Origin of the sequence: Microvirga tunisiensis, assembly GCF_009296175.1 — a bacterium.
Classification (GTDB): Bacteria; Pseudomonadota; Alphaproteobacteria; order Rhizobiales; family Beijerinckiaceae; genus Microvirga; species Microvirga tunisiensis.
In genome coordinates, this window is sequence record NZ_VOSK01000222.1 from 1 (window position 1) to 10,781 (window position 10,781).

At 61.5% G+C, this 10,781-nt stretch carries 10 protein-coding genes and 1 pseudogene; 7 read left to right on the forward strand and 4 right to left on the reverse strand.

Going from position 1 to position 10,781, the window contains the following annotated elements; genetic code table 11:
* From FS320_RS30750 to FS320_RS30765, 4 genes and pseudogenes are all read left to right on the forward strand, one after another.
* Window positions 1–142: pseudogene (locus tag FS320_RS30750) on the forward strand (ATP-binding protein); the annotation flags it as partial.
* Between the two features lie 257 nt (window positions 143–399).
* Complete coding sequence (locus FS320_RS30755; RefSeq protein ID WP_152716143.1) at window positions 400–1,077, forward strand: response regulator transcription factor; 678 nt, start codon at window positions 400–402, stop codon at window positions 1,075–1,077.
* On the forward strand, window positions 1,064–2,446 hold the full coding sequence (locus tag FS320_RS30760) for a sensor histidine kinase (protein WP_152716145.1): 1,383 nt from the start codon (window positions 1,064–1,066) through the stop codon (window positions 2,444–2,446). Before FS320_RS30755 ends, FS320_RS30760 begins: the two co-directional genes overlap by 14 nt.
* A complete protein-coding gene (locus FS320_RS30765; RefSeq protein ID WP_152716147.1) occupies window positions 2,443–3,549 on the forward strand; it encodes an ABC transporter substrate-binding protein in 1,107 nt (368 codons plus the stop codon). Before FS320_RS30760 ends, FS320_RS30765 begins: the two co-directional genes overlap by 4 nt.
* Before the next feature lie 45 nt (window positions 3,550–3,594).
* On the opposite strand, the gene FS320_RS30770 is transcribed toward FS320_RS30765, so the two are convergent.
* From FS320_RS30770 to FS320_RS30785, 4 genes are all read right to left on the reverse strand, one after another.
* Window positions 3,595–4,077 (reverse strand): nuclear transport factor 2 family protein, encoded by a 483-nt coding sequence (locus FS320_RS30770; protein WP_152716149.1) that lies wholly within the window; start codon window positions 4,075–4,077, stop codon window positions 3,595–3,597.
* 406 nt (window positions 4,078–4,483) lie between these two features.
* Complete coding sequence (locus FS320_RS30775; RefSeq protein WP_152716151.1) at window positions 4,484–5,503, reverse strand: ABC transporter substrate-binding protein; 1,020 nt, start codon at window positions 5,501–5,503, stop codon at window positions 4,484–4,486.
* 53 nt (window positions 5,504–5,556) lie between these two features.
* Entirely contained in the window at window positions 5,557–6,426 is an 870-nt protein-coding gene (locus tag FS320_RS30780; protein ID WP_152716153.1) for an ABC transporter permease, read from the reverse strand.
* An 11-nt stretch (window positions 6,427–6,437) separates the two neighbouring features.
* Complete coding sequence (locus FS320_RS30785) at window positions 6,438–7,208, reverse strand: ABC transporter ATP-binding protein (RefSeq protein WP_152716159.1); 771 nt, start codon at window positions 7,206–7,208, stop codon at window positions 6,438–6,440.
* 133 nt (window positions 7,209–7,341) lie between these two features.
* Between FS320_RS30785 and FS320_RS30790 the strand changes: the two genes are divergently transcribed.
* The 3 genes from FS320_RS30790 to FS320_RS30800 are packed head-to-tail and all read left to right on the forward strand — an operon-like array spanning window position 7,342 to window position 10,504.
* On the forward strand, window positions 7,342–8,007 hold the full coding sequence (locus tag FS320_RS30790) for a response regulator transcription factor (RefSeq protein ID WP_152716155.1): 666 nt from the start codon (window positions 7,342–7,344) through the stop codon (window positions 8,005–8,007).
* Entirely contained in the window at window positions 8,004–9,416 is a 1,413-nt protein-coding gene (locus FS320_RS30795; RefSeq protein WP_152716157.1) for a sensor histidine kinase, read from the forward strand. The genes FS320_RS30790 and FS320_RS30795 overlap by 4 nt, the downstream gene beginning before the upstream one ends.
* Window positions 9,413–10,504: an ABC transporter substrate-binding protein gene (locus FS320_RS30800; RefSeq protein WP_244627503.1), complete on the forward strand. Its 1,092-nt coding sequence runs from the start codon at window positions 9,413–9,415 to the stop codon at window positions 10,502–10,504. The genes FS320_RS30795 and FS320_RS30800 overlap by 4 nt, the downstream gene beginning before the upstream one ends.
* The last annotated feature ends 277 nt before the right edge of the window (window positions 10,505–10,781 follow it).

Genomic DNA, 10,781 nt, shown 5'->3' on the forward strand with positions numbered 1-10,781 from the left:
GAACAAGAGCATCCGGGAGTGGACCGAGCTGCTGGCCGGCGACGAGGTGCTGGCCACGGCCATCCTCGACCGCCTGCTGCACCGAGCGCATGTTCTCAACATCAAGGGGCGCAGCTATCGCCTGCGGGATCTGGAGGAGGCTCTCCAGCGGGCTCACGCTTGAGCCGTCGTAAAACTGGATGTCGCCTTATCTCGTAAATCTCGGTGTCGCTTGACAGCTGCAGGTGCCATGACGCCCGTCCGAGCATCGGTCGAGTCGCATGCAAGTGCCAGGAGGAGGCGCATCCTCATCGTTTCATCCCGTTACATTATTGGTCTTACGTTCGGTGTGGCCCGAGCTTATTGGGTACCGTAGGATCGGAACCTGTCATTCACCTGTCATCCAAGGTGACGGAAGGCATGCGCATCTTTCTGGTCGAAGATACCCGCGACGTTGGGGAGGCGATTGTTGAGCACTTCGCCCGGATCGGTCACGTCGTGGATTGGGAAACCGACGGGGAAGCAGCGGCAGCGACGCTCGACGAAACAATGTACGATCTGATCATCCTGGACGTGATGCTGCCTGGCCGGAGCGGATTTTCGATCCTGCAACGCCTTCGAGCCATCGGCAGCACAACCCCGGTCCTGATGCTCACCGCCCGGTCCGAGGTCGAGGACAGGGTGAGCGCCCTCGACATTGGAGCCGACGACTACCTCGTAAAGCCCTTCGACTTTCGGGAACTGGAAGCCCGGGCCCGAGCCCTGATGCGGCGACGCCACGGCGAGGCTACGAACCTGCTCGAGTGCGGTGACATCTGCATCGACAGGTCTGCCCGTGCCGTTCGGGTCGGACAGCGCGAGGTGCACCTGACCCGGCGCGAGGTGACCCTGCTCGAGATCCTGGCCTCCCGTCCTGGCCGAGTGTTCAGCAAGGAGGATTTGCTGGACCAGGTCTTCGGCTTCGACGAGGAGGCCCCTTCGTTCAATGCAGTCGAGCTTTACATCGGCCGCCTGCGCAAGAAGCTCCATGGTGCACACGCAGAGATCGTGACGGTCCGGGGCTTTGGCTATCAGATGGTTCCTCATGGCCCGTCGTGAACCATCCCTGTTCACCCGCCTGATCGTCCTCATCTCGCTGGTGCTGATGGCGGGAGCCGCTGCCTTGACCACGGCAGCTTGGTATTACGCCCGTGCGGCTGCAAATGACGCCTACGACCGTCTGTTGGTTGGTGCGGCATACCAGATGGCGGAAGCGCTCACCGTGCAGGGAGGAACGCTGACCGTTGAACTGCCAGTATCGGCCTTCGACCTGCTGGCAAATTCTGAGCGTGACCGGATCTTCTACAAGATCGTCGATCCTGGCGGGCGCACGCTGACCGGCTACCCCGATCTTGCAACGCCAGAGAGCGATGCCCCCGCGATGGCCAATCCGGAAGCCCGGGACGGATGGTTCAAGGGGGCCGATGTCCGCGTAACGAAGGTCAGCCGCTTCTTCTCCGACCCTTCCGTCCAAGGACGGGTTGATGTGGTCGTGGCCCAGACCACAGAGGCACGAACGGCTTTGGCTCGTGAGCTGACCTTGCGTGCGGTAGCACTCATCATCGTCATGAGCGGTTTGGCCCTCGGCGGTGCCGTCTTTGCGATCCGGTATGCTCTCAGACCGATTGGACGCCTCGGAGCGGCTCTTCGGGACCGGGACGCCCATGACGTGACGCTGATCACCGTCAGCACGCCGCGTGAGCTGCGCCCGTTCGTGTCCGCCACGAACGAGTTCATCACGCGGCTGAAGAACCGAATGGATCTGATGCAGCAGTTCATCGCCGATGCCGCCCACCAGATCCGCACGCCCCTGACGGCCCTGAAGGCGCAGCTTCAGCTTCTGTCGCGTCAGCCGATGGAGCCCCAGGGACTGCAACACCTCACACGCGTGCAGGAGCGTGTCGACCAACTGTCCCGGCTTGCCGGCCAGTTGCTCAGCCATGCCATGGTCAACCATCGTGCGGGAGCCGTTCCGTTGGAGACCGTTGATGTGGTCGAGGTCGTCCGGCGTGCCATCCGCGAGGCGATGCCGGAAACACTGGACCGCGACGTCCTGACCTCCCTGGAGCTGCCTCCGGTTCCGGTGACGATTGAAGGAGATGCCATCAGTCTCAAGGAAGCGGTGAAGAACGTGGTGGACAACGCGATCCGCCATGGTGCTCCGACGCAGCTCACGCTTCGCGTGCGCCGGAAATCCCAGACAGTGGACATCGAGGTGGAGGACGATGGCCCTGGCATCCTGCCTGAGCTGTGGCCGCAGGTGACGGAGAGGTTCGGCGCACCTTCGCCGGGCGGATCCGGGCTCGGGTTGTCGATTGCCGCGGATGTGCTGGCCGCACATGGCGGACGCCTGACCTTCCGCCATGCCGACGGGAACGGCTTTACCGTCATCATGAGCCTGCCGAGCAGGATTGGACCCAAGTCATGAGTCGCCAGAACAGACGGCCGCGTCGACCCATATTATTGATCCTTTGTCTGTTCTGGACGTCGGTCCAACCTCTGGCCGGCCTTGCCCAAGGTATTCCGACCCCGACATTCCCGGCCTTGCAGGGCGAGCAGGAGGTCTTGTCGATCCACGCCGCGACCGACCGTCCAGCCATGGAGCCGCTGATCCGCGACTTCCAGCTCCTGAATCCCAACACCCGGGTTGAGTTCGTGGAATACGTCACGAACGATCTCTTTGCCGCGGCGTTGAAGGCCTGTCAGGACGGTCAGGCCTTGGGCGACGTGCTGCTGTCCTCGGGCGTCGACCAACTGGTGAAACTCGCCAATGACGGCTGCGCAGGCAGTGTCCGTTCGCCGGAAACCCAGACGGTTCCACGCTGGGCCAACTGGCGGGACGAGGTGTTCGGATTTACCTTCGAGCCCGTGGTGTTCGTCTACAATCGGGACAGGGTCCCCGTCGAGGATGTCCCCAAAACACCTCTTGAGATCGCCGACCTCCTGCGGTTGAAGCCTGACACTTACCAGGGACGCGTCGGCACCTATGACATCCGTCAGTCAGGCATCGGCTATCTGTTGGCCTTCAACGACTCGCAGCAGACGACCACCACCTATGGCCGCCTCCTCGAAAGCCTCGGGCGCGCCCACACGGTCGTACGCTGCTGCACAGGCGAAATCCTCGATGAAATCGAGGCAGGCCGCATCCTCATCGGCTACAACATGCTGGCGTCCTATGCCCGTGTCCGTGCCGGAGCCAGGCTCGGGCTGGTCATGCCTGCGGATTACACCCTTGTGCTCAGCCGGGGAGCCATGATCCCCGCTACCGCAGGCAATGCCGCCGCAGGAACCCGTTTCGTAAATTACCTTCTGTCAGGCCGGGGCCAGACGCTGGCACAGCGCGAGGCTTTCTTCTTCGGATTTGCGGCGGAGGCTCCTGCCGGCATCGAGGGCGCAGCCTCCATCGTACGCACAGGCATTGCCCGTCCGATCGCGATTGGACCTGCCCTGCTCGCGGTTCAGGACGACGAGAGGCGGAGGCGGTTCATTGCCGACTGGAGCCGCTCGCTTGTCGACATGGCGACCCGGTGAGCGGCCATCCCCTGGAACATGTCGGAAAACTTTGCGGGCGGGTGGTCAGGCCTTCGTGTGTTGGCCGTCGGCCTTGCGCGTGCCGCCATGCAGATTCCGGTTGCCCCAGCTCCGCAGCGCCCTTTGTGTGATGCTGGTAATCTTCCACAGGCCTTCGGCCTTGCCGAACCGAAACTCGTAGGCGCCGCATGAATGGTAGAAGTCCTCACCCTCCCCCTTGAAGTCGCGGTCGAACCTCAGGATCAGGTAGTTGCAGCGTCCCCGCACGCCCTCCAGTTCGTTCGACAGCAGCAGGTTGGAGAAGCTGTGATTCTTGGCGAGGGTGTCAACCGCATCCCGCCGGCGTTGCACAAACTCGGCGCCGCTCATCGTGCTTGCCTGCTCGCGGCCTGACGAGGAGTAGTCAATGAACACCTCGTGTGCGAGGCACGTGTCCATCCCCGACCAATCGCGTTCGTCGAAGGCGAGGAAGAAGCGGCAGAGGACATCGTTGATGGCAATGTGGTCGAGCGGATCCAAGGCTTGCATGACAATCTTTCTCGTTGGTGAAACGGGAGCGGTGGACACGGGCATCATTGATTCAATCAGTCCCTGCCACTGCCATGAAAAGGCATTCCAGGAAAGAAGAGCCGGGAAGTCCGCAACGGGTCAAGCAGAGCCCTTGAGGGAGTTCATATGAAGGTCGCTTTACAGCTCTAATGCGGAAATGCGTCCAAGGTCGGCCTCGTGCCATAAGCGGTCCTATGCACTTGTTGCTTCCGGATTAGCGGTGGTGAGATGACTCTTCTGCATTTTTGGGCCGCCTCTATTCGCGCTTCGTGCGCACTCAACTGACGAATCCCGTCCGCTGTACATGCAGGAAGCGGCACCACGCTCCGCGAGTGGTGCCGCTTCTAAGTTCTCGTGTCGCGTCTGACGCTATCCTCTCCCCGGATCAGCTTCCAGCGCGGGCCTGCAACGGTGCGATGAACAGGTCCTTCCAACTCGCCGGCTTCACCTTGATCGAACCTGCCAGGTGCATGAACTCGGCAAAGTCCATGATGCCGTTGGGCGTAGACGAGAAGCGGGAATCCGGGTCCTCAAGGATTTGGAGAACCTCCTCCTGCGAAACCTTCACAGGCGAAAGCCGCGTATAGATCTCCGCCGCGCCTTTCTTGTTCTGGGCGATGTACTCATTGGCCTCGTCAAGGGCCGCCAGGAAGGCCTCCGTCATCTTCGGGTTGGCTTCCACGAACCGCTTCGGTGCGAAGACCACATCCAGAGTGATGTTGCCGAGCACATCCACCGAGTTGAGCACGCGATGGATCTTCTTGTCCTGAAGCTCAAGATAGGAGAACGGCGGGGACGTGAAGTGGGCCGTCACCTCGGTCTTGCCGGACGTCAGGGCACCCATGGCTTCAGGATGGGGCAGACTGACTGTCAGAGGATCGAGTTTGGTGTAGTTCTCCCGACCAAACTCCTTGGCGACGGCCATCTGCAAGACCACGGCAGACAACGAGGTCTTGATGCCGGGCAGCGCGATCTTGTCGTTCGACGTGAAATCCTTGAGTGACTTGATCTCCGGATTATTGGAGTTCAGCCACAGCGAGGTCGAGCTCATTCCGGAGACGCCGATCACCTCGGTCTTCGGGCTTCCGCGCCCCTTCGCCCAGAGAGTGATGAAGCCTGGGGCACCCGTACCGGCAATGTCGAGCTGGCCCGCGATCATCGCATCGTTGATGACGTTGCCGCCATCCAGAGACAGCCATGTGGTCTTGATGTCCCCCAGTCCCGCCTTCGCGGCCTGCTTTTCGAGCAGCTTTTGGTCTTGCATGACGAAGAGGGGCAGGTAGAGGATCCCGAATCCTTTCGAGAGGCGGACCTCGCTCACCTCGGCCTGTGCGGCCGTGCCAGCGACGAGTGCGCAGGCAATGGCTGTGGCCGCAACGAGATCTTTTAATCGTCTGAACTGCATGGTGCGTTCCTTCCTGTGTTGACTATGGACGGCTGGGAATGCCGGGAGCGTGCCTAGTGCTGCATGCCCCAGCGGCGGATTGTCCTCTTCTCGATGTTGGCGAAAATCACGTTCTCGACGAAGAGGCCGATGATGATGACCGTGAACAGGCCGGCGAACACGCTGGGAGTCTCCAGAGCATTCCGGTTCTCGAAGATGTACCAGCCGAGGCCGCCGGAGCCGGAGGAGACCCCGAACACGAGTTCCGCCGCGATCAGGGTGCGCCACGCGAACGCCCAACCGATCTTCAGGCCCGTCAGGATGGCCGGAAAGGCGGCCGGGATCAGGATCAGGCGCACCAGCCGCAGATTGCGCAGGCCATAGTTCATCCCGACCATGCGCAGGGTGTTGGACACGGAGCGGAACCCCGCATGGGTGTTGAGTGCAATCGCCCAAAGGACGGAGTGGACCAGGACGAACACGATGCTGCCGCGGCCGAGGCCAAACCAGATCAATGCGAGCGGCAGCAGGGCAATGGCCGGCAGCGGGTTGAACATCGAGGTCAGCGTCTCGAGGAGGTCGGTTCCCACCTTCGATCCAATGGCAATCGTCGTCAGCACGGCTGCGAGCGCAATGCCGATTGCGTAGCCGATCAGGAGCGTCTGGAGAGAGACGAATGCTCGCGCCGGAATCACCCCATTGGCAATATCCGTGACAAACGCGTCCAGCGTCGCCGAGAAGGGCGGGAACAGCAGAGGATTGTCGAGCCAGCGGCCATACAGTTCCCAAATCAGGGCTAGGGCCACGAGGATCACGGCCTTGCGCGCAAAACCATTGCGGTAGAGCTTTTCCCACAGGCTCAAGGGTCTTTCGACGTCAGTGACATGGGACTGGCTGGGCTCCCGGATGATCTCGGGACGAAGTGAAAGCTGGGTATGGGCCATAGGTCGTCTCCTCACTTTGCAAACAGCATGTCGTTGATCCGGGCTTCGAGCTTGGCCTGACTGGGCGTGCCGATCTCATCAGGTGCGATGCTGTTCAGCTCGGCCTTCACCTGCCCGGGATGGGGAGACAGAAGGAGGATGCGGGTGCCAACGCGAATGGCCTCCTCAATGGAATGGGTGACGAAGATGACCGTGAAGCGGGTATCATCCCAGAGCTGGAGCAACTCGTCCTGCATCTTGCGCCGGGTCAGGGCGTCCAATGCCGCGAACGGCTCGTCCATGAGCAGGATGTCAGGCTCCATGGCCATGCCGCGGGCGATCGACACGCGCTGCTTCATGCCGCCCGAAAGCATGTGGGGGAAGGAGTCCGCGAACTTCGCCAGACCAACCTTCTCGATGTAGTGGTGCGCGCGGTCGGTCGCCTCTGCCCCGTTGGCCCTTCCGCTGGCAGTGAGGGCGAAGGCCACGTTCTGCTTCACCGTTTTCCAGGGCAGGAGCTGATCGAACTCCTGGAACACCATCATGCGGTCGGGGCCTGGTTCCGTAACCTTCTTGCCCTTGAGGCGGATTTCTCCTTCGACCGGAGCCATATAGCCCCCGATCGCCTTCAGGAGCGTGGATTTCCCACAACCGGAAGGGCCAAGAAGAATGTATCGGTCGGACGGCAGGACCTCGAAATCAACGCGATAGGTCGCGGTGACAAGATGATCGGTCGTCTTGTACTGAAGGGTAACGCCGTCAACCGCGAGCAACGGCTGAGGCAATTCGGGCCTCGAATGCATGTTCATGTCTCCTCCCCTAAGAGGCTGGTGCATCCGCTACGTGGGGTGCTAAGGGAGGTCTTAAGGCTTCAACCTGACATGAACCTGACAGATTCTTCTGGAGTGTGGGCCTTGAACGGGGCAGGAGGTGATCATGCGTATCCTTCTGGTCGAGGACACGATCGACGTCGGCGAGGCGATCGTTGCCCGACTTGAGCGCCTGGGACACGCTGTGGACTGGGAGAAGGATGGCGGCGTGGCCGATGAGGTCCTTGAGATCCAGACCTACGATCTTGTGATCCTGGACGTCATGCTGCCGAAGCTTGACGGCTTTTCGATCCTCAAGCACCTGCGGCGACGAAAATCCGCCGTCCCGGTCCTGGTGCTGACAGCCCGATCCGAAGTCGACGACCGGGTGGGCGCCCTTGATCTCGGCGCCGACGATTACCTCGTCAAACCGTTTGACTTTCGTGAGCTCGAAGCCCGTGTGCGGGCCCTGTCGCGACGGAACACGGGAAACGCCACAAATCAGATTATCTGCGGCGATCTGGTTGTCGACACGGCGGCGCGGTCGGTTGAAATCAACGGCGTTGCCATCGAACTCACTCGGCGTGAATTGTCCCTTCTCGAAATCCTGGCATCGCGGCCAGGACGGATCGTCAGCAAGGATGAGTTGATCGATCAGCTCTTCGGGTTCGAGGACGAGCCCAGCGAGAACGCCGTTGAGCAATCGATCGCCCGCCTCCGGAAAAGGCTTTCAAACTCCCGTGTCGAGATCCGGACCCTGAGAGGCCTCGGGTATCAGATCGTCTGCCCATGATCGCGCGCGGCCAGTCCCTCTTTCGTCGCTTGGCGCTGATTATTGCGGCGGTCCTGCTGCTGGGGGCGATTATCCTCACGACCGCAGCTTGGTACTATGCAAGGGTCGCGGCTGATGATGCCTACGACCGGCTTCTCCTCGGTGCAGCGCTCCAGATCGCAGACGCAATCTCTGTCCAGGACGGGCGGATCGGTGTCGAGCCTCCGGTCGCAGCCTTCGAAACGCTCGCCTTGGCGCGGAATGACAGAATTTTCTATCAGGTCCGAGATCCGACCGGTACGATCCTGACAGGGGATGACGATCTGCGCTCGACGGCGGCGTCGAGCCTCTCCAAGGGCCCGGTGGTCGAGGACGGAAGATACCATCAGGTTCCCGTGCGAATGGCCACGGTGAGGCGCCTTGTTCCGGAGCCGGCCGGCCAAGGCTGGGCCATCGTCACCGTGGCCCAGACGCGGCAGGCCCGCTCAGCCCTGGCTGAAGATCTGACAGCGAAGGCATCCCTGCTGGTGCTTGCGATGAGTGGCTTGGCCCTGATCGCCATGATGATCGCGGTGCGGCAGGCTCTGGCCCCGTTGAGGGTTATCGACAGGGCTTTGCGTTCCCGGGAGCCGAAAGACCTGACCCCTCTCGATGTCGAGGTCCCGCGAGAAGTCTTTGTCCTGGTCACGTCGATCAACCACTTCATGGAGCGCCTCTCCCGCCGCGTCGGCCTGATGAACCGCTTCATCGGCGATGCCGCCCACCAGATCAGAACTCCTCTGACGGCCCTGATTGCACAGGTTGACCTTCTCTCCACAGAGACGAACCCGAAGCGGCAGGAGCGGCAGCTTGCGCGTGTGCAGGAACGGGCTACGGAACTGGCCCGGTTGACGAACCAGTTGCTCAGCCATGCCATGGTCATCCATCGGGCGGAGAGCGACCAGTTTGAGCCAATCGATTTGGTCGGCCTGGCCCGCCGAACCCTCTCCGACGCCGTGCCGCTGTCCCTGGACCGACCGGTCGAGATCAGCTTTGAAGCAAAGGTGGAGCAGGTTCTGATTGAAGGCGACGGAGTCAGCCTGCGCGAAGCCCTGGCAAACATCATTCACAACGCTCTCAAGCATGGCGCCAGAAGTCGGCTGATGGTCCGGGTCAGTGCAGACGCCGAGCGCGCCTCAGTTGAGGTTGTCGACGATGGACCCGGCATTCCGGTTGCGGATTGGAGCCGCGTTCGGGAGCCGTTCCAGTCGGGAGATCCGGCAGGGACAGGATCGGGGCTCGGCCTTTCGATTGCTGTTGACGTGGTCCGGGCGCACGACGGCGAGCTTCGCTTCCGCGAGCACTCCGGCGAGGGATTTGCAGTTGTTCTGACATTCCGCCGCCTCGGTGCGGGCGATCAGACCGCTTCTTCCATTTTGCAGGAGCCATGACCATGCTTCTCCGCCTGCTCGGAGCCGTCCTGGGCTGCTTCGACCTTCTCGTCGGCTTGCAAGCTGGCTTTGCGGCCGAGGTCACGCGTTTTCCGGCCCCTGGCGGGGAGCACAGCGTGATCACGATCCACGCGGCGACGGATCTCGCGGCCATGAAGCCGCTCATTCAGGACTTTCAGGTGCTGATGCCGACAGTCAGCATCGAATATAACGAGTATGTGACCAATGATCTCTTCGCAGCGGCACAGAAAGCCTGTGCAGCCGGTGAGAGCCCGATGGACGTCATCCTATCATCATCAGTCGATCAACTCGTGGCTCTGGTGAATCGCGGATGCGCCCTGACGTTCCGTTCGCCGCAGACGGCGCAACTGCCTTCTTGGGCGAAGTGGCGGGATGAGGTCTTCGGCTTCACCATCGAACCTGCCGTTATTGTCTACAACAAGGCGCTCGTACCGCCGGAAGACATCCCAAGGACGCGAGGCGAGCTCCTGGATCTGCTGCGTGCCAAACCGGAGCGCTACGACGGCAAGATCGGCTCCTACGACATTACCCAGTCCGGCATCGGCTACTTGTTCGCCTCGTATGATGCCCGGACCTCCTCAACCTACGGGAGATTGCTCGAGGCGTTCGGCCGGGCCCATGCTGTCACGCATTGCTGCACATCGGACGTGCTGGCGGATTTGGCCGCGGGGCGCATTGCGCTCGGGTATAATCTCCTCGGATCATACGCCTATGGGGCTCTCAAGGCGGGGGCCCCGATCGGCATCGTCATTCCACGAGACTACAACCTCGTCCTGATCCGCGCCGTCCTCATTCCCGTGGGCCGTCATCGACCGGCCGCGGCCCAGCGGTTTGTGGACTACCTGCTGTCGGAGCGTGGTCAGCGTGTCGGAAGGGAGGCATCATTCTTCTTTGGCGCTGAGACGCCTCTTCCGCCGGAGGTCGATGGACCGATGACCCTGTCCATGGGAGGGACCTTCAATCCGGTCACGATCGGACCTGAACTCCTCGTTGTGCAGGACCGCGCCCGCCGTGCGAGATTCCTGGAAGAGTGGCGCCGATCAATGCGAGGGGCAGATGGGCAGTGAGGCCGGATATGACCCACCTCGCAGTCTGGTCGGACAGGCTATCACAACTGATTAGCGAAGTGACACACGGTTAAGGCCCACTACCGTCTGCACACAGTGACCTCGTCAGCTCTTTCACCGTTGACGGGTTCTCACCTCTGAACGGCCGCTTAGTACTACTGTGTCATAAACTCACGAGGCGAGCTATAGTCGGGAGATCCATCATGCGGAGGCGTGTGATGAACCTTCCTATCCCATCAGAGACGCGCGAGGCGCGGTTTGCCGCCTATGTTGATGC